This is a genomic window from Inquilinus limosus (assembly GCF_051487185.1).
In the GTDB taxonomy this organism is placed as follows: Bacteria; Pseudomonadota; Alphaproteobacteria; order DSM-16000; family Inquilinaceae; genus Inquilinus; species Inquilinus limosus_F.
Genome location: NZ_JAHVDK010000013.1, coordinates 1 through 23761, shown reverse-complemented (window position 1 = coordinate 23761; position 23761 = coordinate 1). Strand labels below are relative to the sequence as shown.

26 protein-coding genes are annotated in these 23761 nt (G+C 69.5%); 11 read left to right on the top strand and 15 right to left on the bottom strand.

Annotated features, from left to right (window positions below):
• The first annotated feature begins 25 nt into the window (after window positions 1–25).
• Window positions 26–844, top strand: a complete 819-nt coding sequence (locus tag KXR53_RS16190) for a SirB1 family protein (RefSeq protein WP_437376263.1) — start codon at window positions 26–28, stop codon at window positions 842–844.
• Between the two features lie 8 nt (window positions 845–852).
• Window positions 853–1809: a glutathione synthase gene (gshB, locus tag KXR53_RS16185; protein ID WP_437376262.1), complete on the top strand. Its 957-nt coding sequence runs from the start codon at window positions 853–855 to the stop codon at window positions 1807–1809.
• A 20-nt stretch (window positions 1810–1829) separates the two neighbouring features.
• Here the strand turns inward: gshB and KXR53_RS16180 are convergent, their stop codons facing one another.
• From KXR53_RS16180 to KXR53_RS16120, 13 genes are all read right to left on the bottom strand, one after another.
• A complete protein-coding gene (locus KXR53_RS16180; protein ID WP_437376261.1) occupies window positions 1830–2912 on the bottom strand; it encodes a hypothetical protein in 1083 nt (360 codons plus the stop codon).
• 168 nt (window positions 2913–3080) lie between these two features.
• Window positions 3081–3974 carry an amidoligase family protein gene (locus tag KXR53_RS16175; RefSeq protein ID WP_437376427.1) on the bottom strand — a complete coding sequence of 298 codons (894 nt, stop codon included), beginning with the start codon at window positions 3972–3974 and terminating at the stop codon, window positions 3081–3083.
• A 62-nt stretch (window positions 3975–4036) separates the two neighbouring features.
• Window positions 4037–5464, bottom strand: a complete 1428-nt coding sequence (gene hpnJ / locus KXR53_RS16170) for a hopanoid biosynthesis associated radical SAM protein HpnJ (RefSeq protein ID WP_437376260.1) — start codon at window positions 5462–5464, stop codon at window positions 4037–4039.
• Window positions 5461–6612 carry a bacteriohopanetetrol glucosamine biosynthesis glycosyltransferase HpnI gene (gene hpnI, locus KXR53_RS16165; protein ID WP_437376259.1) on the bottom strand — a complete coding sequence of 384 codons (1152 nt, stop codon included), beginning with the start codon at window positions 6610–6612 and terminating at the stop codon, window positions 5461–5463. Before hpnI ends, hpnJ begins: the two co-directional genes overlap by 4 nt.
• Before the next feature lie 207 nt (window positions 6613–6819).
• Entirely contained in the window at window positions 6820–7290 is a 471-nt protein-coding gene (locus KXR53_RS16160; protein ID WP_437376258.1) for a hypothetical protein, read from the bottom strand.
• 253 nt (window positions 7291–7543) lie between these two features.
• On the bottom strand, window positions 7544–8263 hold the full coding sequence (locus tag KXR53_RS16155; RefSeq protein WP_437376257.1) for a lysozyme inhibitor LprI family protein: 720 nt from the start codon (window positions 8261–8263) through the stop codon (window positions 7544–7546).
• Window positions 8260–9015 (bottom strand): lysozyme inhibitor LprI family protein, encoded by a 756-nt coding sequence (locus KXR53_RS16150; protein ID WP_437376256.1) that lies wholly within the window; start codon window positions 9013–9015, stop codon window positions 8260–8262. The genes KXR53_RS16155 and KXR53_RS16150 overlap by 4 nt, the downstream gene beginning before the upstream one ends.
• 26 nt (window positions 9016–9041) lie before the next feature.
• Window positions 9042–9740, bottom strand: coding sequence for a class II aldolase/adducin family protein (locus KXR53_RS16145; RefSeq protein WP_437376255.1), 699 nt, complete (start codon window positions 9738–9740; stop codon window positions 9042–9044).
• A gap of 44 nt (window positions 9741–9784) precedes the next feature.
• The gene (locus KXR53_RS16140; protein WP_437376254.1) at window positions 9785–11176 is read right to left on the bottom strand and encodes an FGGY-family carbohydrate kinase; all 1392 of its coding nucleotides are present in this window, start codon (window positions 11174–11176) and stop codon (window positions 9785–9787) included.
• Window positions 11177–11265: 89 nt separating this feature from the next.
• The gene (gene pseI, locus KXR53_RS16135; RefSeq protein WP_437376253.1) at window positions 11266–12312 is read right to left on the bottom strand and encodes a pseudaminic acid synthase; all 1047 of its coding nucleotides are present in this window, start codon (window positions 12310–12312) and stop codon (window positions 11266–11268) included.
• An 80-nt stretch (window positions 12313–12392) separates the two neighbouring features.
• A complete protein-coding gene (locus tag KXR53_RS16130) occupies window positions 12393–12713 on the bottom strand; it encodes a DMT family transporter (protein WP_437376252.1) in 321 nt (106 codons plus the stop codon).
• 144 nt (window positions 12714–12857) lie between these two features.
• Window positions 12858–13178, bottom strand: a complete 321-nt coding sequence (sugE, locus tag KXR53_RS16125; protein ID WP_437376251.1) for a quaternary ammonium compound efflux SMR transporter SugE — start codon at window positions 13176–13178, stop codon at window positions 12858–12860.
• Window positions 13179–13204: 26 nt separating this feature from the next.
• Window positions 13205–13747: a TetR/AcrR family transcriptional regulator gene (locus tag KXR53_RS16120; RefSeq protein WP_437376250.1), complete on the bottom strand. Its 543-nt coding sequence runs from the start codon at window positions 13745–13747 to the stop codon at window positions 13205–13207.
• A gap of 74 nt (window positions 13748–13821) precedes the next feature.
• Here KXR53_RS16120 and KXR53_RS16115 point away from each other — a divergent pair, with 74 nt between their 5' ends.
• The 5 genes from KXR53_RS16115 (at window position 13822) to KXR53_RS16095 (ending at window position 19310) form a co-directional block, all read left to right on the top strand.
• The gene (locus KXR53_RS16115) at window positions 13822–14460 is read left to right on the top strand and encodes a hypothetical protein (protein WP_437376249.1); all 639 of its coding nucleotides are present in this window, start codon (window positions 13822–13824) and stop codon (window positions 14458–14460) included.
• Between the two features lie 89 nt (window positions 14461–14549).
• On the top strand, window positions 14550–15539 hold the full coding sequence (locus KXR53_RS16110; protein WP_437376248.1) for a substrate-binding domain-containing protein: 990 nt from the start codon (window positions 14550–14552) through the stop codon (window positions 15537–15539).
• A gap of 229 nt (window positions 15540–15768) precedes the next feature.
• Window positions 15769–17259 (top strand): sugar ABC transporter ATP-binding protein, encoded by a 1491-nt coding sequence (locus KXR53_RS16105; RefSeq protein ID WP_437376247.1) that lies wholly within the window; start codon window positions 15769–15771, stop codon window positions 17257–17259.
• Complete coding sequence (locus tag KXR53_RS16100; RefSeq protein WP_437376246.1) at window positions 17252–18307, top strand: ABC transporter permease; 1056 nt, start codon at window positions 17252–17254, stop codon at window positions 18305–18307. Before KXR53_RS16105 ends, KXR53_RS16100 begins: the two co-directional genes overlap by 8 nt.
• A complete protein-coding gene (locus KXR53_RS16095) occupies window positions 18294–19310 on the top strand; it encodes an ABC transporter permease (RefSeq protein WP_437376245.1) in 1017 nt (338 codons plus the stop codon). Before KXR53_RS16100 ends, KXR53_RS16095 begins: the two co-directional genes overlap by 14 nt.
• 148 nt (window positions 19311–19458) lie before the next feature.
• Here the strand turns inward: KXR53_RS16095 and KXR53_RS16090 are convergent, their stop codons facing one another.
• Window positions 19459–19941, bottom strand: coding sequence for a MarR family winged helix-turn-helix transcriptional regulator (locus KXR53_RS16090; protein WP_437376244.1), 483 nt, complete (start codon window positions 19939–19941; stop codon window positions 19459–19461).
• A gap of 68 nt (window positions 19942–20009) precedes the next feature.
• Here KXR53_RS16090 and KXR53_RS16085 point away from each other — a divergent pair, with 68 nt between their 5' ends.
• From KXR53_RS16085 to KXR53_RS16075, 3 genes are all read left to right on the top strand, one after another.
• Complete coding sequence (locus KXR53_RS16085) at window positions 20010–20462, top strand: GNAT family N-acetyltransferase (protein WP_437376243.1); 453 nt, start codon at window positions 20010–20012, stop codon at window positions 20460–20462.
• A gap of 20 nt (window positions 20463–20482) precedes the next feature.
• Window positions 20483–21214: an NAD-dependent epimerase/dehydratase family protein gene (locus tag KXR53_RS16080; RefSeq protein ID WP_437376242.1), complete on the top strand. Its 732-nt coding sequence runs from the start codon at window positions 20483–20485 to the stop codon at window positions 21212–21214.
• A 282-nt stretch (window positions 21215–21496) separates the two neighbouring features.
• The gene (locus KXR53_RS16075; RefSeq protein WP_437376241.1) at window positions 21497–22024 is read left to right on the top strand and encodes a cupin domain-containing protein; all 528 of its coding nucleotides are present in this window, start codon (window positions 21497–21499) and stop codon (window positions 22022–22024) included.
• 127 nt (window positions 22025–22151) lie between these two features.
• On the opposite strand, the gene KXR53_RS16070 is transcribed toward KXR53_RS16075, so the two are convergent.
• Window positions 22152–22589: a hypothetical protein gene (locus tag KXR53_RS16070; protein ID WP_437376240.1), complete on the bottom strand. Its 438-nt coding sequence runs from the start codon at window positions 22587–22589 to the stop codon at window positions 22152–22154.
• 624 nt (window positions 22590–23213) lie between these two features.
• Here KXR53_RS16070 and KXR53_RS16065 point away from each other — a divergent pair.
• On the top strand, window positions 23214–23761 hold a 548-nt coding region (locus tag KXR53_RS16065), incomplete at its 3' end, for an MBL fold metallo-hydrolase (RefSeq protein WP_437376239.1).

Sequence of the window (23761 nt, the reverse complement as noted above, 5' to 3'; positions counted from 1 at the left end):
GGCGGGATCGGGCTAAGTCAGGACCATGGACCCGACGATCCAGTCGATACTCGACCGCGCCGGCGCTCAGCCGGATGACGCCATCGATCTCGCCGAGGCGGCACTGGCCCTGGCGGCGCTCGACCGGCCGCGCGGCGTCGGGTTCGACTGGTACCGCCGCCATCTCGACCAGCTCGTCGCCGATGTGACGCGCGAGGCGGAGCGGCTGCCGCCGGCCGAAGCCATGACCGCGGTGCTGGCGCGGCGCTGGGGCTATGCCGGCGACGTCGACAGCTATGACGACCTGCAGAACGCCAATCTGATGCGGGTGATCGACCGGCGGAAGGGCCTGCCGGTGACGCTCGGCATCCTCTACCTGCATGTCGCCCGGGCCCAGGGCTGGACCATGGTCGGGCTGAACTTCCCGAGCCATTTCCTGGTCCGGCTCGATGCCGGCGGCGCCCGCACCATCCTCGACCCGTTCCACGCCGGGATGAGCCGCGGCCCGGGCGAGCTGCGCGACCTCCTGAAGGCCGTGCTCGACGCCGGGGCCGAGCTGGTGCCCGAGCATTACGAGCCGGTGTCGGACCGTGACATATTGCTGCGGCTGCAGAACAACCTGAAGGTCCGCCACATCCGGGCCGGCGACTTCGCCAAGGCGCTGGCGGTGATCGAGGCGATGCGCCGTTTCGCGCCGAATCACGCGCCGCTCCTGCGCGAGGCCGGCATCCTCTACGCCCGGCTCGGCAACATGCGTGCCGCGATCGACGCGCTGGACCGCTACGTCGCCGCCCCGGGCGAGCCGGAGATCCAGCGGCACGAGGCCGCCATCCTGCTCCAATCCTTCCGCAGCAGCCTCAATTGAGAGCGACCATGAGCAGCCTTGCCGTCGCCATCCAGATGGACCCGATCGAGACGATCGACATCGGCGCCGATTCGACCTTCGCCATGGCGCTGGAGGCGCAGGCGCGCGGCCACCGGCTGTGGCACTACCTGCCGCGGGCCCTGTCCCTGCGCAATGGCCGGCTGACCGCCAAGGCGCGGCCGCTGACGGTGCAGGCGGTGCGCGGCAACCACTTCACCTTCGGGGAGTGGGAGGTGCTGGATCTCGGCGCGGTCGACATCATCCTGATGCGCCAGGATCCGCCCTTCGATATGGCCTACATCACCGCCACTCATCTCTTGGAGCATGTCGCCAAGCGGGTGCTGGTGGTGAACGACCCGACGGAGGTGCGCAACGCGCCGGAGAAGCTCCGGGTCACGCACTATCCGGAGCTGATGCCGCCGACCCTGGTCACCGCGGACCGCGACGAGATCAACGCCTTCCGGCGCGAGCACGGCGACATCATCGTCAAGCCGCTCTACGGCAATGGCGGGGCCGGGGTGTTCCGCATCCGGCCGGACGACGAGAATCTGATCGCGCTGATCGAGCTTTATGAGCGGATGTACCGCGAGCCGATCGTGGTCCAGCGCTACCTGCCGGAGGTCCGGCAGGGCGACAAGCGCATCCTCCTGATCGAGGGCGAGCCGGTCGGCGCGGTCAGCCGCATGCCGGCGGAGGGCGAGGCGCGGGCCAACCTGCATGTCGGCGGCCGGCCCCAGAAGACGACGCTGACGGCGCGCGAGCGCGAGATCTGCGCCCGCATCGGCCCGGATCTGCGCGCCACCGGCCAGATCTTCGTCGGCATCGACGTGATCGGCGACTACCTGACCGAGATCAACGTCACCTCGCCGACCGGCATCCACGAGATCAACCGGCTGGACGGGGTGAAGATCGAGGCCACCTTGTGGGACGCGATCGAAGCCCGCCGCGCGGGGATGAGGGGTTAGGGCGCGGGCGCTCCGGGCCCTTAGAGGCTTTTGGCGAAGACGGCCGCAACGAGCGGCACGATCATCTTCTCCGGCCGGGCGGCCAGCCGGGCCGCTACCCCTGCCTCGACGCGATCGATAAAGGCTCCGGCGCGCGCGTCACCTTGGCCGCCATCCAGACCCTGGGCGAGCGTCGGCAGGACGGAGGCTCGCGCAAACGCGGCCCAGCGTGCGCCGAACGCCCCGGCCTCTCCGTCGCGCTCATAGTCGCTCCAGATCGGATCGTCGCCGAGAAAGGTCTCGGCGTGCTCGATCACGAGACCGCCGAAACGGCCGTCGCCGGAGAACGGCGCCTCGATATCGGCCAGGCTGCGTGCGACCGTCGGGATGGCCATCCTGTGCAGCTCGACCGCGCTCATGAAGCCGTCGTCGACCAGCTGGAGAAGCGCCGCATACATGGCATCGAGTACCGGCCGGTAGCCGAAATCGCCGCCATCGGTCAGCGCCATCGTCAGGACGACGAGCCGGCCGCCCGGCCGCAGCTCGCGACCACGATGGACGAGGAATACGCGCCAATCCTCCGCCGCCTGCCGGGCGTAGGCGGCCCGCACCTCCTGGTCGCGGCTGTAGGCGACCTGCACCTGGTCCGGGATCGGATCCGGGGCGCGACTCAACCACTGGACGGCCCAGGAGCTCCAGCCCAGCGTCACGCTGGCCGATGGCAGAACCTGCTCGTAGAATGTTCGCCCGACCGCCGAAGCGAAAATGGCGGGCCCGATGCGAAGATAGCTCCGCTCGTCGGTTTCGAGCGCCTGGAACAGCGCGCTGTAGTCGCTGCCCGGCAGGTCGGTGTGCACGACGGAAACGGGCTGATCCTGCGGGGCTCTCTGCCGCAGCGTCCGGATCGCCGCGCCGATGGGCTCGAAGGAGTTGCGCCCTTGCGAGGCGCCATAGTCGGCGATGACGATCGTCTCCGGGAAGGCAGGCAGGTCTGCCAGCCCGGCGGCCCGCACGAACAGTGGAACGGCCGGCGAGGAGCCGGTTGCCTGGACGCAGGAACTGCGGTTGTACGCTCCCTTGCCCTCCATCGGGGCGGAGGGAAGACCCGTCGCCGTTCCAGTCATGGTGGCCAGCGGCTCCCGAGGACAGGCGCTGTCGCGATGAGGAGCATATCGCCCGCATCTGCCGGCAGACAATGTATGGCGCAGCATCCTTTAGGGTGAAGCCAAGTGGAAATGGCCGGGAGGCCCGGTTCGAGCAGCCGATGCATGGCGGGCGACCGGTCAGCCGGGTCAGGCGGTGTCCAGCAGGGAACCGGTTTCGGCAGGCCAGGCCCTGCCCTCGGTGCGGTAGGCGCGGGCCGCGGCGGCCAGGCGCTCGCCGTCGGCCGCCAGCCTCTCGACCGCCACCCAGCGGTTCCAGTCCGGCGCGATGCTCCAGCCGACGGCGCCGAGATGGGCCTGGGGCAGCCGGTAGTGGAAGACCGGGCGGGCGGCGATCTTCTCATAGGGCAGCCTCGCCCGCACCCGCGCCGGGTCCAGGCTCAGCAGCAGCGGCAGCAGGTCGAGGCCGCGGTCGCGGGTCGGGTTGGCGGCCAGGTAGTCATCGATCAGCCCGGCCTGGTCGGGCCGGTAGTCGGGCGCTGCGATCCGATGCAGGAACGCCGGCGGGTAGGGTGGCGGCAGGTGCCGCTCAAGGCGCCATCGCCCGTCCGCGATCTCCCGGCGCAGCCGGGATTCCATCAGCCCGAACGCCACCATGATCGCCGTGATCCGGCGCAGGTCCGCGGCCGGCGCGTCGATGTTGAAATGCAGGCCCAGCGACCCGAACAGCGTGGCACCGCGCCCCCGGGCGCCGGCCGCGCGCAGCACGTCCAGGGCGCGGTCGACCTCGGCCAGCCGTTCGACCGGCAGCGGCGGCACGATCAGCTCACGCGGCACCGCGCCGGAGACCAGCCATCCCAGCCCTGCTGCGCCCCGTGGCCCGATCCGGACCGGCAGGGTCTTGCCGTGCCGCTGCGGATGCGCGTAGCGCAGATCGAGCTCCACCGCCAAGTCGCCCAGGGCGCTGCCCCGCACCGCGAGGGCATGGGCGTCCTCCTCGACCACCTCGCCCCCGACGCCCGCGGCCAGGGCCCGCGCCGCGCGCCGGGCGCTGGGGCCCATGAACTCGAGCTCGACGCCGATCAGGCGTTCGGGCTCGGGCCCCCGGGCGGGAAGCGGCTGGAACGAGGCGGAAGCGGCCAGGCTCAGGCCGCCTTCCTCTCGCGCAGGAAGCGGAAGAACTCCACGCCCTCGCGCAGCCGGCGCTTCATCATCTCGGGGCTGCGCACCATCTCGCCGACGATCGAGGCGATCTTCGGCGCCCGGAAATAGAAGCGCCGGTAGAAATCCTCGACCGAGTGGAAGATCTCGTCGTGGCTCAGATGCGGGTAGTGCAGCGGCGCGATCTGCACGCCCTTCTCGTCCACCAGCTCGGCATTGGCGGCGTCGAGCCAGCCATTCTCCACCGCCTGGTTGTAGAGATAGGTGCCCGGATAGGGCGCGGCCAGCGACACCTGGATGGTGTGCGGGTTGATCTCGGTGGCGAAGCGGATGGTCTCCTGGATCGTCTCCTTGGTCTCGCCCGGCAGGCCGAGGATGAAGGTGCCGTGGATCTGGATCCCGAGCTCGTGGCAGTCCTTGGTGAACTTCCTGGCGACCTCGATCCGCATGCCCTTCTTGATGTTGAACAGGATCTGCTGGTTGCCGGTCTCGTAGCCGACCAGCAGCAGGCGCAGGCCGTTGTCGCGCATCACCTTCAAGGTCTCGCGCGGGACATTGGCCTTGGCGTTGCACGACCAGGTGACGCCGAGCTTGCCGAGCTCGCGCGCGATCGCCTCGGCCCGCGGCGCGTCGTCGGTGAAGGTGTCGTCGTCGAAGAAGAACTCGCGGATCTGCGGCATCGTCTGCTTCGCCCAGCGGATCTCGTCGATCACATGGCCGACGCTGCGGGTGCGGTAGCGGTGCCCGCCGATGGTCTGCGGCCACAGGCAGAAGGTGCAGCGCGACTTGCAGCCGCGGCCGGTGTAGATCGAGAGATAGGGGTGCTTCAGATAGCCGATGAAGTAGTTCTCGATCGTCAGGTCGCGGTGATAGACCGGGCTGACGAAAGGCAGCGCGTCCATGTTCTCGAGGACGGCGCGCTCCGGGTTGTGGACCACCACACCCTCGGCGTTGCGCCAGGACAGGCCGTCGATCGTCGAGAGATCCCGGCCGTCGGCCACCTCCTTGATGGTGAAATCGAACTCGTTGCGGCCGACGAAGTCGACCATCGGCGACCCGGCGAGGCCGCCTTCGGGGTCGACCGCCACCTTGGCGCCGACCAGACCGGCCTTGATCTGCGGGTTCACCGCCTTCATCGCCTCGATCATCTTGATGTCGGAGGCGAAGGAGGGGGTGGAGGTGTGCAGGACGACGAGGTCGTAGTCCTTGGCCTGCGCCGCCACGGCGTCCTGTCCGATGCGGTGCGGCGGGGCATCGATCAGCTTCGAGCCCTCGACCAGCGCCGCCGGCTGGGCCAGCCAGGTCGGGTACCAGAAGGACTTGATCTCGCGCCTGGCCTGATAGCGCGACCCGGCGCCGCCGTCGAAGCCGTCATAGGACGGCGCCTGCAGGAACAACGTCTTCATCGTCATGGGGAGGGTGGCCTCCGATGCGTCACCAAGGTGCCGTCTGGTACGAGTTGATACAGATGCCCTCGCCAGTGCACCCCGTGGCCAAGATAGCTCGCCAGGAAGACGGCGAAGGACAGGACATCGCGTGCCGGAATCAGCCAGTAGGGCCGCGGCGGCAGATGGTATGCGCGTTCGAAGCGGATGCACAGGGCGATCCGACCGAGGAGCGCCAGCCCCGCCAGGGCCAGGGCCGGCAGGCCGCCGCCGAGCGCCCAGGCGAGCAAGGCCAGCGGCAGGGGATGGGTGATCACCGACCCGGCATAGCCGAGCGGCTCGATGCTTTTGTTGGTGCGGGCCCAGCGCAGCTCATGCGCCCACATCGTCCGGGCCGAGGCCTCGCTGCAGAGATGGCCGATCAGCTGAGTCGAGACCGCGACGCTGCGGTCGGCGGCCCGCACCGCGGCCCCGATCGCGTAATCCTCCGCCAGCAGATCGGCGAAGGCCCCGAGGCCGCCGATCCGCTGCAGCATGTCGCGGCCGAGCACGATGGTGGTGCCGATGCAGGGCTGCGCCAGGCGCAGGCCGAGGCCGACGATCACGCTGGGGGTGAAATGCGTGTCCATGCCGAGGCCGAGCAGCCGCGACCACAGGCCGCCGGTCGGCATCGCATGATAGAGGCAGGTGACGCAGCCGACGCCGGGGGCCTGCAGCTCCGCCACCATGCGGCGCAGATGGTCGGCCGGCACCCGCACGTCGCTGTCGGAGAAGACCACGACCTCGTGCCGGATCCGCTCCGCCATGTTGATCAGGTTCGATACTTTCCGATTCGATCCGTGCCGGCGCGGATCGGCCACCAGCTCCAGCGTCGCCCGCGGGAAGGCGCGGCGCAGCCGCTCGGCCACCTCGACCGCGGGGTCGCGCGGGTCGGCGACGCCGAGCAGGATCTGCACCGGGCCGGGATAGTCCTGGACGCAGAAGGAGGCCAGGTTCTCGAACAGGCCGGGCTCGACCCCGTGCAGCGGCTTGACCACGGTGATCGGCGGGAAGGCGGCCGGCGCGGGCACCGGCCGCCGGGCCAGCCGCCCGGTCAGCACGATCGCGGCGCCCAGATAGAGGCACCCGAGCGCCGCCAGGACCAGGAGCAGGATCACCAGGACGTCCATCATCATTCCGTGCCCGCGCGGTTTGCCTGTTCTGTCGGCGCCCCGCCGCCGGCAGGGGCCGGGACGGGAAGCACCGATGGTCCACGCCAGAACCAGACCGGTCGCCGGCGTCCGGAAAGATGATGGGTAAGCTAAGCGGCGAGTTCCGTTTATGGAATCGCTAAATTGCCACGTCCTTCCCCACGTTTCGGGGTGGGCAACCCGGCCGGTCTCTCAGCCGCCGCTGGCGACCTTGTAGTCGGGCAGGGCGCCGAGGTCGCCGCGGTAGATGAAGGCCTGATGGCCCTTCACCAGCACCGGCTCGAGCTGGGCGTAATCGGCCGCGACCAGCCGGCCGCCCATGCCCAGCGTGCCGCCGATGCGGATGATCGCCAGCAGCACCTGGCCGTTCGGCGCGATCACGAAATCGGCGATCTCGGCGATCGGGCGCTGCTGCGAATCGAGCACCTCGGACCGAATCAGCCGGGTCGCCAGCGAGCCATAGGTCGGGTCCTGCGGGTTGGCGATGGCCTGGTCGATCGCCTTGGCGGTGTCCTGATAGCCCTGCCGCAACGTCTCTCCGGCCTGGCCGAGGGCGCGGCCGGCCTGGTCCAGCAGGTTCTGCACGTCGTTGCCCTGGGCCAGCGCCGGGCCGCCCAGGAGAAGCGCGGCGGCGACGGCCACGGGCAGGCGGATGGAACGCATGACTTTCCTCCAGTCTCGCGGTCGCGAATGCGGAACCGAGATAAGGGTCCGAGGCCGGAGGATGTTCCGGAAATGCGGCGGGAACCAGTGCGTTCGATGCGGCTCATACCAGTGGTCTTTGAGATCGACTCTTCGATTCCTTCCCCGTCATGGCGAGGCGCGGAGCGCCGTGGCCATCCAGGGGCCGGTGCCGCTGGATGGCCACGCCCCTTCGGGGCTCGCCATGACGGGTCAACGTTTCGGGCCACCGGTCTCACTGCGGCGCGTAGCTGCCCTCGAGCCAGTCGATCCGGTCCATCGCGCGGTCCGCCAGGCAGCGGCTGCGCGCCGGCTCGCCCAGCAGCCGCGCCGCCACCACGCAGTCGCTCTCGGCGAACTGCGTCCATCTCCGCTGCACCTTGAGGAAGGCGTCGCGCCAGCCGGGGGCGTCGTCGTCGCTCTCGACCGGCGGGTTCTCCGCCAGCCCGGCCGCGAAGGCCTTCAGCTTGCCGGCATAGATCCGGTGCAGGGTCTCGAACGGGTCCTTCGGGTCCAGCGCGCCGTTGTCGTGGTCGGACAGCAGCAGCACCGCCTCCGGATCGTGGTTGAAGAAGCCGTTGTAGTCGAGGCGCAGGCTGACGCGCCGCTCGCCCGACGCGGCCGAGGGGTAGGTCAGCAGCAGGAAGCTCTCCGTGCCGCGGGTCTCCAGGATCCGGTAGGAATAGCGCGGGACCGGCACGCTGTTCTCGACGATGGTCGCGGCGTAGCACGCGGTCGACGTCTCGCCGATCCGGGGCAGGCTGCTGTCGCACTGCCCCTCGGGGCGCAGCACGTCGATGCCGCTCTCGTCGATCAGGCGCAGCAGCACGTCGGTCTCGCCCGGCGCCATCCGCGCCGACAGGACCTCCAGCGTCAGCACCTGTTCCGCCCGCGCGGACAGGGCGGGGAGGAGGAGCGCCGCCAGCAGGGCGGCCGTCGCGCCGGCCCGCCTCACGGCTTCGCCTCCGCCAGGCTGCGCTTCAGCTCCGTCAGCTGGTCGATCCGGACGACCGTGTGCAGCGTCCGGCACTGATCCGCATCCACCGGCGAGGCTGTCAGCAGCGGCACGCAGTCGGCCTCCTTGAACGCGATCCAGTCCCGTTCGGCCTTGACGATCAGCCGGCGCAGCTCGGCGTCCTCGGCAACCTTCGGGCTGGACATCAGCCCGTCATAGATCGCGTTCAGCCGCCGGTCCTGGAAAACGTAGAGCGGCGCCCAGGGGTTTTCCGGGTCGGCAAAGGCGTCGCCGGGGATCCCCTCCATGGCGATCTCCGCCTCCGGATGGCGGCTGCGGACCACCGCGTCCCCGAGCTTGAAGGAGATGTCGAGCCGCAGCGTGCGGGCGAAGGGGCTTTCGACCGGCGTGCGGTAGCGCAGCACCAGGGCCGCCGTGGTGCCGCGGGTGAAGAGATGATCGTAGGACAGCTCGCTGACGGGCTTGCCGTTCTCGGTGACCGCGAACTTGTAGCAGCCGATCGCCTGCGGGTCGTCGGTGCGGGCGTAGCCGCCGCCGTCGCAGCTTTCCGCATCGAAAGGCAGGGCGCTCGGGTCCAGCCCGTCGCCGGTGACCATCAGCACCAGGGCGACGTCGCTCTGCGGGCCGGTCTGCGCCGCGATCACCTGGGCGTCGAGCGACGGCGCCTCGGCCGCGGCGGCGAGCGCCGGGCAGACCGCGGCCAAGCACAGCGCGGCGAGGGCGGCTCTCATGGTCGGGCGACCGGGAGCGGCGCCGCTCAGGCGGCGCTGCGCGGCCGCGGCGTGTCGCCGACGCCGTCCAGGTCCGGCGCCTGGCCGTAGCTCATGCGCCGCATCTGCTCGATCACCTGCGCCATCTCCGCTTCGGTCAGCCGCGGCGGCTCACCGATCGCCAGCGCATGGACATACATCTTGGCCAGCACCTCGACCTCCACCGCCCGCCACATCGCCCGGGCGAAGTTCTCCGCCAGCACGATCAGCCCGTGATGGCCCAGCAGGCAGGCGGTGCGGCCCTCCAGGGCCTTCAGGGCGTGGTCGGACAGCTCCTGCGTGCCGAAGCAGGCATAGGGCGCGCAGCGGATGTCGATGCCGCCGGCCACGGCCACCATGTAGTGGAAGCAGGGGATGCCCTTCTCATGCACCGCCAGCGTGGTCGAATAGACCGAATGCGTGTGCAGCACGACGTTGACGTCCGGCCGGTTCTTCAGGATGTCGCGGTGGAAGCGCCACTCGGACGAGGGCATGCGGCGGCCCTCGTAGCGGGCGTCGAAGCCCATCTCGACGACGTCCTCGGGCTGCATCTGGTCATAGGGCAGGCTGGTCGGGGTGATCAGCAGCCCGCCATCGATCCGGTGCGAGACATTGCCGGAGGTGCCCTGGTTCAGCCCGCTGGCGTTCATCTCGCGGCAGGTGTCGATGATGCCTTGCCGCAGGGTGAGATGGTTGAGGGCGGACATCGGGGTTTCCTCGGATTGTTTGGTGGGCGGCAAATACGTCCGATCTATAGCTCCGTGGCGCCCGAGGCGCCAGCCAGCGACCGCCATCGCTCGGCATAGGCGGCGAGGCCGGGCAGGGTCAGCGGCGCGGCTTCCTGGAGCGGCACGCGGGCCGCGGCCAGGCCCCGGCTGCGGGTCCACAGCAGCGCCGCGCCGATGGCGCTGCCGTCCGATTCCGTCGAGGTCTCGACCCGGTCGCCCGGCCGCAGCGCCGCCAGCAGTGGCGCGAAGATCGGGTTGGCGGCGACGCCGCCGTCGACGATCACCCGGCCGCGCGCCTCCAAGAGGTCGAGGGCGGTGGCGCAGCACAGGGCGGTGTAGAGCGTGGCCAGCGCGGCACGGCTGGCCGGCCCCGCCGGCGCCGGGCCGGTGATCTCGCCGCGCCCGGCCCGGCCGGGGAACAGCCCGTCGCCGTCGGCGAAGCCGGGCAGCGCCATGGTGCCGGCGGCGACCAGCGCGGCGAGGTCGTCCGGCGTCGCCTCGGCCCGCTCCGGGCCGGCGATCCGCTCCCATTCCCGGCCGCCCATATGCAGGGTGCAACCGATCGGCCGGCCCTCGACATCGACATTGGCGACCATGCCGCGGCGCGGGTCGAGGCGATCCAGCGGCAGCCCCGGCCGGAAGCCGATGATCCAGGTGCCGGTCGACAGCAGCGGCACGTCGCCCAGGCCGGCGGCGAGGAAGCGGTGGTAGTTGGCGTTGCTGTCATGCACGCCGCACAGCAGGGCGAGGTCCGGCGGCAGCCCGTGCGCGGCGGTGAGGTCGGGGCGGATCGTGCCCAGCACGTCCCAGGCGTTGCGGCGCCGCGGGATCAGCCGGTCCCAGCCCCGGCGCCGGACGATGCCGGTGAAATCGCCCGCCGCCGGGTTCCACAGATGGGTCTGGGCGGCCAGGGTGGTGATCTCGCTGGCCGGCGCGCCGCCCAGGCGCCAGGCGAAATACTGCGGCAGCGTCAGCAGCCAGCGGGCGCGGGCGAAGCCCTCCGGGAAGTCGCGCTCCAGCCACAGCAGCTGCTGGGCCAGCCGCAGCGCCCCGGGATCGACCAGGCAGCCGGTCTCGGCGAAGCCCGGCGCCTCGGCGGCATAGGCTTCGCGCAGCCAGCCCGGCGCCTCGGCCTCGTAATCCATCATCGGCAGCGCCGGCCCGTGGTCGTCGACCAGCACGCCGCTGGTGCCGTAGCCGGTGGCGACGAAGGCGGCCAGGCGGTGGCGGCGGGCCAGGTCGCCCAGCGCGCCGAGCAGCCAGGCCTCCATCGCCGCCAGGTCGACATGCAGATAGGGCGGGCCGGGCCGCGACAGGTTGCGGGTGCGCACCGCCTCCAGCACCGCGCCCTCGGGCGTCGCGGCCAGCAGCTTCAGATTGGTCTTGCCGACATCGAGCACCGCGACGACGGACATGCGCTTCCTGCCCTGCTTGTGGCTCTCCCCTTCACGGGGGATGCCGCGGCAGTGTTACGCAAACGCCGAGCGGATGAATAGGTCCGACCTTACTCCACCATCGACCAGGCCAGCGGTTCGCCGCGGGCGAGGTCGCGGGCGGCGCGGCGGCCCAGCACCTCCGGCAGGTGCTTCGGCGCCAAGCCGTAGCCGGGGCGGATCGAGCGCACATTGGCCTCGGTCAGCACCTCCCCGGCCCTGACGTCGCGGGTGACGTAGAGCGAGCGGCGATAGACGATGTTGCCGGCCTCCGACCCCTTCAGGTCGTAGCGGATGCCGCCCAGCGCCGCCCAGGCCGCGCGGCAGTCCTCGACCAGCCGGGTGAACTCCGCCGGCTCCAGCGAGAAGGCCGAATCCGGGCCGCCATCGGCGCGGGCCAGGGTGAAGTGCTTCTCGATCACCGACCCGCCCAGCGCCACCGCGGCGACCGAGGCGGTGGTGCCCATGGTGTGGTCGGACAGGCCGCTGATCACGCCGAAGGTCTCGGCCAGGTTCGGGATGGTGCGCAGATTGGCGTCCTCCATCGGCGCCGGATAGGCGCTGATGCAGTGCAGCACCACCAGGCCGTCGGCGCCGCCCTTGCGCGCGGTGGCGATCACCTCCTGGATCTCGCCGAGATTGGCGAGGCCGGTGGAGATGATCATCGGCTTCCGCTTGCTGGCGATATATTCGACCAGCGGCAGGTCCACCACCTCGAACGACGCCACCTTGTAGGCCGGGGCGTCCAGCCGCTCCAGCAGGTCGACCGCGGTCTTGTCGAAGGGGGTGGAGAAGACGGTGATGCCGAGCTCGCGCCCCTTGGCGAACAGTTCCTCGTGCCACTCCCAGGGGGTCGAGGCCTCCTGGTACAGGTCGTAGAGGCGCCGGCCGTCCCACAGCCCGCCCTTGATCCGGAACTGGTCGCCGTCATGGTCCAGGGTGATGGTGTCGGCGGTGTAGGTCTGCAGCTTCACCGCGTCGGCGCCGGTGGCCTTCGCCGCCTCCATCATCCGCAGTGCCCGGCCCAGCTCGCCATTGTGGTTGCCCGACAGCTCGCAGATCACATAGGGCGGGTGGTCGGGGCCGATCCTGCGGCCGGCGATGGAAATTTCCTGCATTCGGGCAACCCTCGGGCGCTATGGGCTTGGCTGAAACGGCCGCAGTTGAGCCCAGGCCGGGCCAAAGGTCCAGCCTTTCGTCAGTGGGCGCCGCCGAGGTTCAAGCCCACGATCCCGGCGATGACCAGGACGATCGAGGCCAGCTTCAGCACGGTCAGCGCCTCCTGGAACCACAGCACGCCGATCACCACGGTCAGCGCGGTGCCGATGCCGGACCAGACGGCATAGGCGATGCTCAGCTCCATCCGCCGCAGGGTCAGGGTCAGGAGGCCGAAGGCGGCGGCGTAGAACACGAAGATCAGCGCCGAGGGCAGCGGGTTGCGGAACCCGTCGGAGAGCTTCATGCAGACCGTGCCCGCGACCTCGAAGCCGATCGCGGCGAGCAGCAGGATCCAGGCCATGGGATGGACTCGCGGCAGGAAGTGGGAGGGCCGGTATTCCCTCTCCGTCATCGCGAGGAGCGAAGCGACGTGGCGATCCAGAGGCCGGTGCCGCTGGATTGCTTCGCTTCGCTCGCAATGACGGAAAGGATGGGCAAGATCCGACTAATGCGGAGTGACGAGCTTGAGGCCGATGATGCCGGCGACGATCAGGCCGATGCAGGCCAGGCGGGCGAAATCGGCGGATTCGCCGAACAGATAGATGCCGAGAATCGCGGTGCCGACCGCGCCGACGCCGGTCCAGATCGCATAGGCGGTGCCCAGCGGCAGGCTCTTCAGCGCCACGCCCAGCAGCACCAGGCTGACCACCATCGCCGCCGCGGTCCACAGGCTGGGCCACAGGCGAGTGAAGCCGTCGGTGTATTTCAGGCCGATCGCCCAGCCGATCTCGAACACCCCGGCAATGATCAGGACCACCCAAGCCATGACGGGAAACTCCTCGGATTGAAGGGTCAGGCGCCGCGCGTCATCGCGTGCAGGCGCTGCAGCACCGCCGCCCGGTCCGCCGGGTCGACGGCGCGGATGCCGAACACCTCGTTCAGCCACAGACCGTCCGCCGCCAGCCGGACGATGGCGGCCAGAACCGGGTCGATTCCGTCCGCCCTCTGCCGCTCGACCCAGCCGGCGTACTGCGCGGCATAGGGGGCCAGCAGCGCGGGGTCGTTGCCGAGGGCGGCGATCAGCGCCGCCTCCCGCGTCGCGTCGCGGTCGTCCTGGGTGCCGGGCGGCGGGAAGGCGGCGTCGAGATAGGCGCGGGTCCAGCCGCCCGGCCGGCCGTCGCCGGCCCGGTCCATCCGCTGCTGCATGCAGGTGCCGATCCGGGCGATCATGGCGCGGATCAGCGCCTCCTTGCTCTCGAAGTGATAGATCAGCCCGCCCTTGCTCAGGCCCGCGGCCTCGGCCACCGCATCCAGAGTGAGGGCGGAGACGCCGCGCTCCAGCACCACAAGCTCGGCGGCGGTCAGGATCCGGGTCTTGGTGTCTGGCGTGCTCATGGCGTTTACTATACCGACTGGTCGGTACAGTATCAATCCGCTGGCCGGGCATGGCGGCCATGCCATGATGCCGCATGACCCATCGCAACCGCGTCACGCCCTTCGGCGAGATCATCGCCGACCCCGCCCGCGGCGCTGCGCTGGGCAATCGCGGCGTGATCCACGACGCGGAGGGCCGCATCCGCCGGCCGTGGTCCACGACTCGCTGGATCTGCTGCCGGCTCGCCTTCAAAGGCCGCTGGCGGCCGGTGATGCAGCCGGACCGTTGGACCCACCTGTTCTTCCTGGACGAGGCGGTGGCGATCGCCGCCGGGCACCGGCCCTGCGCCGAATGCCGGCGCGAGGCCTACAACGCCTGGCGTGCCGCCTGGATGAGGGCCCACGGCCTGGCCGACCCGCCGCGGGCCGAGGCGATGGACCGGGTGCTGCACGCCGCCCGGATCGACCCCGTCACCCGCCGCCAGCGAATGGTCCGGCACCCGATCGCCGATCTGCCGGACGGGGCGATGGTCGCGCTGCCGGACGATCCGGGCGGTGCCTGGCTGGTGCTGGGCGACGGGCTGCGACGCTGGACCCCGTCGGGCTACGCAGAGGCCCGGCCGCGCCCGGCCGGCGCCCAGGTCGGCCTCCTGATGCCGCTGCCCAGCGCCGCCGTGCTCGCCGCCGGCTACCGGCCGGAGCTGCATCCGTCGGTCGCGGCGCCGCCCCCTTGACTTCAAATGTAATTCACCTCGAACATTTGTCGGATGTAAGCCGGCCGAGCGCCGGATCAGATCAGAACAGGTCGATGGGAGGCCGCAACGTGACCAGGAAGCTCTTGAAATACGCCCTGCCGCTGGCTGCCGCGCTGCTGGCCGGCCCGGCGGCGGCCCAGGACAAGCCGGAGGTGGTGACGGTGGTGAAGATCGCCGGCATCCCCTGGTTCAATGCCGTGGAGCAGGGCATCCAGAAGGGCGGTGAGGAGTTCGGGCTCGACGCCTCGATGGTCGGCCCCAACACCGTGGACCCGGCGCAGCAGGTGAAGCTGGTCGAGGACCTGATCGCCCGCAAGGTCGACGCCATCGGGCTGATCCCGCTCGACATCAACGTGATGGAGCCGGTGCTGCAGCGCGCCGCCGCCGCGGGCATCCCGATCATCACCCATGAGGCGCCGGAGCAGAAGACCAAGACCTGGAACATCGAGCTCATCGACTCGAAGGAGTTCGGCGAGGTCCAGATGGAGAAGCTGGCCCAGTCGATGGGCGGCGAAGGCGAATACATCGTCCTGGTCGGCACGCTGACGACGCCGCTGCACAACCAGTGGGCCGACGCGGCGATCGCCTATCAGAAGGCGAAGTACCCGAAGATGAAGCTGGTCACCGACCGCTTCCCGGGCGCCGACGAGGTCGACAGCGCCTACCGCGTGGCGATGGACGCGATCACCGCCTATCCGAACCTGAAGGGCATCATCGGCTTCGGCTCGAACGGCCCGATCGGCGCCGGCAACGCGGTGCGCGAGCGCGGCATGCAGGGCAAGGTGTTCGTCACCGGCACCTGCCTGCCCAGCCCGGGCCGGGCGCTGATCGCCGACGATGTGGTGCAGGAATGCTTCCTGTGGAACCCGATCGACGCCGGCTACGCCATGATGGCGGTGGCCAAGCTGGTGCTGGACAAGAAGGAGATCACCAACGGCATGGAGATCCCGGGCGTCGGCAAGGTCGCGGTCGACCCGGCGACGCACAACATCCGCGCCAACCTGATCCTGCACATCAACAAGGACACGGTGGACAAGCTGATCGACGCCGGGCTGTGAGGCCGGTCTGACGCTGGTTTCTGTGGCCCCTCCCGTTTGAAGGACCTTTTCCGAATTCCCAGCACCGTCATTGCGAGCGCAGCGAAGCAATCCGGGGCCGCTCGCACCGGCCCCTGGATTGCTTCGTCGGCTTCGCCTCCTCGCAATGACGGTGGGGTTTCTTGAAAGGTCTCTCGGGCGGGAGAGGCGACGCAAAGAGCCACCTCTCGATGAAAGTCGGTCGCCCCGCATGACGGATCTGTTCCTCGACCTCCAGGGCATCGGCAAGCGCTTCGGCGGCGTGCATGCCCTGCGCGAGGTCGATTTCGATCTCGCCGCCGGCGAGGTGCATTGCCTGGTCGGCGAGAACGGCTGCGGCAAGAGCACGCTGATCAAGATCATCGCCGGCGTGCTGGCGCCGGAGCCGGGCGGCCGCATCGCCATCGGCGGCGAGGCGATCGGGCATCTGACCCCGGTCGAATCGGTGCGCCGCGGCATCCAGGTGATCTATCAGGACCTGTCGCTGTTCCCGAACCTGACCGTGGCCGAGAACATCGGCATCGGCCACCATGTCGGCCGCAGCTTCACCCCGGCGCGCTGGGCCGCGATCCGCGATTCGGCTCGGGCGGCGATGGCGCGGATCGGCGTGCGGCTGGACCCCGAGGCGCTGGTCGGGTCGCTCAACATCGCCAGCCGCCAGCTGGTCGCGATTTGCCGGGCGCTGGCCGCTGACGCGAAGCTGGTGATCATGGACGAGCCGACGGCGTCCCTGACCCGGACCGAGGTCGACGCCCTGCTGCGGCTGGTGCTGGACCTGAAGGCGCACGGCATCTCCACCCTGTTCGTCAGCCACCGGCTGGACGAGGTGATGGAGATCGCCGACCGGGTGACGGTGATGCGCGACGGCCGCAAGGTCGGCACCTGGCCGGCGGCGGAGATGGACGCCAGGCGCATGGCCTTCCTGATGACCGGCAAGGAGTTCCACTACGATGTCCTCGACCCCGGCGCCACGCGGGCCGAGCCCGTGCTGGAGGTGAAGGGGCTCAGCAAGGCGGGCGAATTCGCAGATATCGGCTTCACCGTGCATCGCGGCGAGATCCTGGGCATCACCGGGCTGCTCGGCTCCGGCCGCACCGAGATGGCGCTGTCGCTGTTCGGCATGAACCCGGCCGATGCCGGCGAGGTCCGGGTCGAGGGCCGGCCGGTGCGGATCGGGTCGCCGCGCCAGGCGATCCGCCAGGGTATCGCCTATGTGTCGGAGGACCGGCTGACGCTCGGCCTCGTCCTGCCGCAGTCGATCGCGCGCAACGCCACCGTCACCATCCTCGACCGGCTGACCTCGGCCTTCGGGCTGATCCGGCGCCGGGCCGCGAACGACCAGGTGCAGGGCGCCATCCGGTCGCTCAACATCAAGGTGTCGGACCCGGAGAACCCGGTGCGCACCCTGTCCGGCGGCAACCAGCAGCGCGTGGTGCTGGCGAAATGGATCGCGACCAGGCCGAAGCTGCTGATCCTGGACAGCCCGACGGTCGGCGTCGACATCGCCAACAAGGACGGGATCTACGAGGTGGTGAAGCGCCTGGCGGCCGCGGGCATGGCCGTGGTCATGATCTCCGACGAGATCCCGGAGGTGCTGTACCACTGCCACCGCATCCTGGTGATGCGGCAGGGGCGGATCACCGGCGAAGTCCGGCCGCACCAGACGTCGGAGGCCGAGCTGAGGCAGAGAGTGAATGGCTGAGACCATAACTTTGGCGCCGGCGGAGCGGCCGCCGCTGCTCGGCCGCCTGCTGCGGCGGACCGAGTTCTACCTGGTGGTGGTGATCGCCGCGGCGGTGGTCGGGCTCGGCCTCGCCACGCCGAACTTCCTGACGCTGGGGAACCTGTCGAACCTTGCCAACTCCTACGCCGTCACCGGCGTGCTGGCGGCGGGGCTGCTGGTGGTGCTGATCTCCGGCAACATCGACATCTCCTTCGCCGCCACCACCATGGTGGCGCAATACGCGGCGGCGCTGTTCGCGCTCAACGTCGTCGGCCGGGCCGGGACCGGCGTGCCGGTGCTGGACTGGGCCATCGTCTTCGCCGTGGCCATGGCGGTCGGGCTGGCGCTGGGTCTCTTCAACGCCGCCATCGTCTACCGGTTCAGGGCGTCGTCGATCATCGTCACCATCGCGACGATGAACCTGTTCTTCGGCCTGTTGATGTTCTTCTCGCGCGGCAAGCAGATCTTCAACCTGCCGACCTTCTTCTTCAAAGGCGTGCTGGTGCAGCTGCCGCTGCCGGACGGCAGCACCCTGCGCATCACCATCCAGATGCTGGCGCTGGTGGCGGCGCTGCTGGCGACCTGGGCGCTGCTGAACCAGACCGCGATCGGCCGGCAGATCTACGCCATGGGCGGCAATCCGGAGGCGGCCAAGCGCCTGGGCTTCGGCATGGGCCGGCTGCACATGTTCGTGTTCGGCTATCTCGGCGCCATGGCCGGCGTCGCCGCCATCATCCATGCCCAGCTGCAGCAGCAGGTGGCGCCGAACGTACTGGTGGGTCGCGAGCTCGACGTGCTGGCCGCCGTGGTGCTGGGCGGGGCCAGCCTGCTCGGCGGCGTCGGCACGGTGCTCGGCACGGTGCTGGGCATCGCGCTGCTGGCCGTGCTGCAGAACGGGCTGATCATGGTCGGCGTGTCCTCCTACTGGACCCAGGTCTGCACCGGGCTCGTGATCCTGGTCAGCGTCTGCATCACCGCTTCCAGCGACCGTATGAAGAGCCGGAGGAAGAGCCGTGGCCCCCTCTAATCCAACGGCGTCTGATCCCGCCGTCTCCGCGCGCTCGCCGCTCCGCCTCGACCCGGTGCTGGCCGGGCTGTCGCTGCTGCTGGTCGCGGTGGTGCTGGTGTTCTCGCTGGTGGTGGGCGAACGCTTCCTGTCCGCCGCCAACCTGCAGTCGATCGCCTTCCAGCTGCCGGAGCTCGGCGTGCTGGCGCTGGCGATGATGATCACGCTGGTCTGCGGCGGGCTGAACCTGTCGGTGATCTCCACCGCCAACCTCTCGGCGCTGCTGATGGGCTGGATCATGGTCCAGGGCGGCGGGGCCGAGGCCGGGGGCGGGACCATCCTGCTGGCGGTCCTGGCCGGGCTGGCGCTGGCCTCGCTGTGCGGCGCGGTCAACGGCGTGATCATCGCCTATGTCGGCGTGTCGCCGATCCTGGCGACGCTCGGCACCATGATCCTGTTCAAAGGCCTCGCCATCGGCTTCACCCGCGGCAACGTCATCGGCGGCTTTCCGGAGGGCATCCTGTTCCTCGGCAACGGCATGGTCGGGCCAGTGCCGATGCCGCTCTTCGTCTTCGCCCTCTGCGCCTTGCCGGTCGCGGTCCTGCTGAACCGCACGCCCTTCGGCGTCAACCTGTACCTGATAGGCTCGAACGAGCAGGCGACGCGCTTCTCCGGCGTCGACACGCGGCGGATGCTGCTGTGGACCTACACCCTGTCCGGCCTGCTCTGCGGCGTCGCCGGCCTGGTGCTGATGGCGCGGTTCAACTCGGCCAATGCCAGCTACGGCGAAAGCTACCTGCTGGTCACCATCCTGGCGGCGGTGCTGGGCGGCACCGACCCGTTCGGCGGCTTCGGCAAGGTCGGCGGGCTGGTGCTGGCGCTGGTGATCCTTCAGGCCATCTCCAGCGGCTTCAACCTGCTCGGCTTCAGCACCCACCTGACCCTCGCCATCTGGGGCGGCATCCTGCTGCTGGTGATGGCGGTCGGCTACCTCCGCGCCCGGCTGACGCGGCAGTCGGCCTGATATCAACGGCCTCTGAGATCGACTCTTCTGTCCCTTCCCCGTCATGGCGAGGCGCGGAGCGCCGTGGCCATCCAGGGGGCCGTCCACATATGGATGGCCACGCCCCTTCGGGGCTCGCCATGACGGGTTAATATTTCGTGCTGGCGCTCTAACCCTCCACCTCCCCGCCCTCCGCCGCCACCGCCGCCAGCCAGCGGCGGATCACGGCCTCCTCCTCCGGCGTCAGCCCGGCGGCAAGCTGCCGCTCCAGTACCAGCACGCGCTCACGGCAGCGGGCCAGCAGGGCCCGGCCGCTGTCGGTGATCTCCAGGGTCAGGATGCGGCCATGCACCGGATGCGGCCGCCGCACCACCGACCCGGCGCGCTCCAGATTGGCGACGATGACGCTGACCGTCTGCGGTGTCAGCAGGGTCAGGCGCGCCAGGTCGGCGCCGGACAGGCCGGGATAGGCCGCGATCATGGTCATGATCGTGAATTGCGGCGGCGTCACCTCCAGATCGGCCAGGGCGCGCTCGACCCGCAGCCGGTAGGTGCCGCTGGCCTGCCGCAGCAGATAGCCGAAATACCCGGCCTCGCCCCGCTTGCCCTCGCCCGGGCGCGGAATCGCCGGCCCGTCGCCGCGCTTGACCATAGTATCAGAGCTCTTATATGTTGTTCGTGCTCTGATATTATCCCGAACCTCCGGAAAGGGCCATCGCCATGTCGGCCGACCCCGACGCAGACGTCCCGGATCTCCGCCCTGTCGAGGACGAGGCCGCCGTCGCCGCCTGCTGGCCGCTGATGCGGCAGCTGCGGCCGCATCTGGAGTCGGCGGCGGAGCTCACGGCGCGCTGGCGCCGCCAGGCCGATTCCGGGTACCGGCTGGTGGCGCTGTGGCGCGGCGGCTCGCCCGTGGCGCTGGCCGGCTTCCGGGTGCAGGAGAACCTGGTCTACGGCCCGCATCTCTACGTAGACGACCTGGTCACCGACGAGGCCGAGCGCAGCTTCGGCCACGGCGCCCGGTTGATGGAATGGCTGGCGCAGGAGGGGCGGGCGCTGGGCTGCGCCCGGCTGGTGCTCGACACCCCGCTGACCAATGTGCTGGGCCACCGCTTCTACTACCGCTGCGGCCTGGTCGCGACCGCGCTGCGCTTCGGCCTGCCGCTGGCCTGAGGCGATTCAAGGAGGACTCGATGCCGTTCAGGATCTTTCTCGCCGGCGCCAGCGGCGCCGTCGGCCGCCGCCTGGTGCCGCTGCTGCGCGACACCGAGCACCAGGTCTCCGGCACCACCCGCGATCCGGCCAAGGCCGAGGCGCTGCGCCGGCTCGGCGCCGAGCCGGTGGTGGTCGACGTGTTCGACGCCGAGGCCCTGTCCCGCGCCGTCGCTTCGGCGCGGCCGGAGGTGGTGATCCATCAGCTGACCGACCTGCCGCCAGGCCTCGACCCCGCGCGCATGGCCGAGGCCGCGCCGCGCAACGCCCGCATCCGCAGCGAAGGCACGCGCAACCTGGTCGCCGCGGCGCGGGAGGCCGGGGCACGGCGGCTGATCGCGCAAAGCATCGCCTGGGTCTACCAGCCGGGCACGCCGCCCTATGCCGAGGACCACCCGCTCGACCGGTCGGCCGACAACCCGCGGCGGACCAGCATCGACGGCGTGATCGCGCTGGAGACGCAGGTGCTGCACACTCCGCCGCTCGAGGGCATCGTGCTGCGCTACGGCCAGTTCTACGGCCCGGGCACCGGCGCCGATGCGCCGCCGGGGCCGGGCGCGGTGCATGTCGACGCCGCGGCACAGGCGGCGCTGCTGGCGGTCGACCGCGGCCGGCCCGGCATCTTCAACGTCGCCGAGCCGGGCGGCCCGGCTTTGGTCGAGAAGGCGGTGCGCGAGCTCGGCTGGGACGCCGGGTTCCGGCTTCCTGCCTAGGGCGGAGTGAATTGAGGTCGGGTCACGTCAGTGCATTGGGCGGGGCTGACAGGCGTTTTCGCGTTGCCTCTCGCGCCGGACGCGGGAGAGGTCGGACGTCCGAAGGACGGCCGGGTGAGGGCTGGTCCCGGCCTCGACGAAATCCCCTCACCCGGAGCCGCTTCGCGTCTCCGACCTCTCCCGCAAGCGGGAGAGGCGACATCTCACCGACCCGATGTGATCGCATGGCCTGATCTGGCCTGAACACATCCCGCTCTGGGGCTTCATCGAGGGAGGAAGGCCATGTCCGCTTTGCATCCTGGTCCGCAGCCGATGCGGCTGATGCTCCTGGTGGCCGGCGGCGCGGCCGTGGTCGCGCTCGCAGCGCTGTGGGGCACCCGTCCGGCCGATGTCCCTGCCGCCGTTCCGGCGATGCCGGCCCATGTCCACGCCCAGGCGGAGGGTCAGGCTCGGACGGGCGCGGCGCCGGGCGCCCGGCCGGCGACGGTGGTCAAGCCGCTGTCCTGCGAGGCGCTGCCGAACGTGCCGGGCAAGTCGATCACCACCGCCACGGTCGACTTCCCGCCCGGCGCCTACACCCCGGCGCACCGGCACCCCGGCTCGGTCACCGCCTTCGTGATCCGGGGCGCGGTGCGGTCGCAGCTGGCCGGCAGCCCGGCCCAGGTCTACGGCCCCGGAACCACCTGGTTCGAGCCGCCGGGCGCGCTGCACCTCTTCGCCGAGAACGCCAGCGCCACCGAGCCGGCGCAGATCCTCGCCGTCTTCGTCGCCGACGACAATTGCGGGCCGCTGGTGATCCCGGAAAGATAGGAGGGGGCGGGGTGATGTGACCGCGCCGAGATCGGCAGGGATCGAACCTTTGCGGTCATCTGAGGGAGAGCCTCATTCTTGACACATTGGGTGGCTGAACTCGATACAATCTCACGACACCAGATTCTCATCTGTCGTCGTCGAGACCCGACAGAAAATCTTCGATATACCGTCTCTGCCCTTTAGATAGATCGTCGCGCTTCCCAATTCGCTCAAAAGTCGAATGCAGGTTTAGTATCTCCGCCTGCACCAGTCTTTGTAGATCATCTGCGGGCAGATTCGTATCTATGACCCAGCCATGTTTTTGTTCCGGATAAAAACTAAATAGCCAATCATGAAGTATCTCAATTGCTGTCCATCGCGGCCATCCTTCCTCATTCTCCACGATCATTGCCAGTATAGGGATGGCCGGGATGATCGCAGGATAGTAGGTTCCCGCTTCCGAATTTCCGAATGCATATTCCGTATGCATTACCGATTGCCACGAAGATGCTTCATCATGCGTGTCTAGAATCTTCCTTAATTCAGTCGGTATTGCCCCGCTGGAGTTGCTCGGCGGCTGCATCCACTGACTCCAATCTTGCGCGGCGATCGCGTCGTGTATGACGGACCGGGCACTCTTCCTATCGTCCATTGGCTAAAGCTCTTCGCGACCCGTCTTCCCATACCGCAGCCTAGCCTTGCTGTAATTCGGTTGAACAGCCACGAGGTGGCCTAAGACAGCCTCTGACCGACTTCTATCTCGTCGAGTTGGTCGAAGCAGACGGACCGCTTCCCGCCCTTGCGGAACGGGGCTCAGTGAGTGGAGTGCCCCCTGTGGTGAGACAGGGGGCACTCCAGCGCGGCGGAAGTCCGCTAAAAGTGCACTGTCACCGTATTCCCTTGCTAGCGTCCGTGGACCGCACCCCTGGACTGAGACACGGGAATTAGGGTTACATGGGTTGATCGTAGGCGCGATGCCCGACAAGCCCAGGGCAGCCACCCGTAGTTTCTCCCCCACGTTCCATTGCCGACGCCGTGGTGCGATGGCGCGGGAATTCCGCAGTGCTTCGCCTTGCATGCGCCTCGGACGCATCGATCCCTGATATCCCTGAGATGTACGCGACCTAGACCTCGGGGTGATTACGTCTCCATTGCACACGGAGGTAATGAAACACATCGGAAAACGGACGATCAGCAGGAGACGAATATGAGCCCGGACAGCATCTCACACCCCGGTCGACCGGGGCCCGACGAGTTGGTTCCGTCGCGCTACGCGCTGCGGGTCGGCGAGATCGACGTGCTCGTGGTCAGCGATGGCGTCCTGCCGCTGCCGACCGCGATGTTGGCCCACAACGTCGACCCGGCCGCGCGGGCGGCCTGGCTGAAGGACATGTTCCTGCCGCCGGACGCGTTCGATTGGGCGCTGAACGTGGTCGTGGTGCGGAGCGGCGATCAGACCATACTCGTCGACGCCGGGCTGGGCTTCGACCCGGACTTGCACCTGCCGCGGGCCGGGCAGTTGATCAAGCGGCTGGAGGCCGCCGGCATCGATCTCGCCTCCGTGACCGATTTGGTGCTGACCCACATGCATATGGACCATGTCGGTGGGCTGCTCGTCGACGGGGTGAAGGACCGGCTGCGCCCGGACCTGCGGATCCACGTGTCGGCCGCCGAGGTCAAGTTCTGGGAGGCGCCCGATTTCTCCCACGTCTCCATGCCGCCGGGGTTCCCGGACGCGCTTCGGTCGGCCGCCAA

Bases quoted from the DNA above. Each gene is read 5' to 3' on its own strand.
- KXR53_RS16190 (WP_437376263.1), top strand. From the start codon at position 26: ATGGACCCGACGATCCAGTCGATACTCGACCGCGCCGGCGCTCAGCCG.
- gshB (WP_437376262.1), top strand. From the start codon at position 853: ATGAGCAGCCTTGCCGTCGCCATCCAGATGGACCCGATCGAGACGATC.
- KXR53_RS16180 (WP_437376261.1), bottom strand. From the start codon at position 2,912: ATGACTGGAACGGCGACGGGTCTTCCCTCCGCCCCGATGGAGGGCAAG.
- hpnJ (WP_437376260.1), bottom strand. From the start codon at position 5,464: ATGACGATGAAGACGTTGTTCCTGCAGGCGCCGTCCTATGACGGCTTC.
- hpnI (WP_437376259.1), bottom strand. From the start codon at position 6,612: ATGATGATGGACGTCCTGGTGATCCTGCTCCTGGTCCTGGCGGCGCTC.
- KXR53_RS16160 (WP_437376258.1), bottom strand. From the start codon at position 7,290: ATGCGTTCCATCCGCCTGCCCGTGGCCGTCGCCGCCGCGCTTCTCCTG.
- KXR53_RS16150 (WP_437376256.1), bottom strand. From the start codon at position 9,015: ATGAGAGCCGCCCTCGCCGCGCTGTGCTTGGCCGCGGTCTGCCCGGCG.
- KXR53_RS16145 (WP_437376255.1), bottom strand. From the start codon at position 9,740: ATGTCCGCCCTCAACCATCTCACCCTGCGGCAAGGCATCATCGACACC.
- KXR53_RS16140 (WP_437376254.1), bottom strand. From the start codon at position 11,176: ATGTCCGTCGTCGCGGTGCTCGATGTCGGCAAGACCAATCTGAAGCTG.
- pseI (WP_437376253.1), bottom strand. From the start codon at position 12,312: ATGCAGGAAATTTCCATCGCCGGCCGCAGGATCGGCCCCGACCACCCG.
- KXR53_RS16130 (WP_437376252.1), bottom strand. From the start codon at position 12,713: ATGGCCTGGATCCTGCTGCTCGCCGCGATCGGCTTCGAGGTCGCGGGC.
- sugE (WP_437376251.1), bottom strand. From the start codon at position 13,178: ATGGCTTGGGTGGTCCTGATCATTGCCGGGGTGTTCGAGATCGGCTGG.
- KXR53_RS16120 (WP_437376250.1), bottom strand. From the start codon at position 13,747: ATGAGCACGCCAGACACCAAGACCCGGATCCTGACCGCCGCCGAGCTT.
- KXR53_RS16115 (WP_437376249.1), top strand. From the start codon at position 13,822: ATGACCCATCGCAACCGCGTCACGCCCTTCGGCGAGATCATCGCCGAC.
- KXR53_RS16105 (WP_437376247.1), top strand. From the start codon at position 15,769: ATGACGGATCTGTTCCTCGACCTCCAGGGCATCGGCAAGCGCTTCGGC.
- KXR53_RS16100 (WP_437376246.1), top strand. From the start codon at position 17,252: ATGGCTGAGACCATAACTTTGGCGCCGGCGGAGCGGCCGCCGCTGCTC.
- KXR53_RS16090 (WP_437376244.1), bottom strand. From the start codon at position 19,941: ATGGTCAAGCGCGGCGACGGGCCGGCGATTCCGCGCCCGGGCGAGGGC.
- KXR53_RS16085 (WP_437376243.1), top strand. From the start codon at position 20,010: ATGTCGGCCGACCCCGACGCAGACGTCCCGGATCTCCGCCCTGTCGAG.
- KXR53_RS16080 (WP_437376242.1), top strand. From the start codon at position 20,483: ATGCCGTTCAGGATCTTTCTCGCCGGCGCCAGCGGCGCCGTCGGCCGC.
- KXR53_RS16075 (WP_437376241.1), top strand. From the start codon at position 21,497: ATGTCCGCTTTGCATCCTGGTCCGCAGCCGATGCGGCTGATGCTCCTG.
- KXR53_RS16070 (WP_437376240.1), bottom strand. From the start codon at position 22,589: ATGCAGCCGCCGAGCAACTCCAGCGGGGCAATACCGACTGAATTAAGG.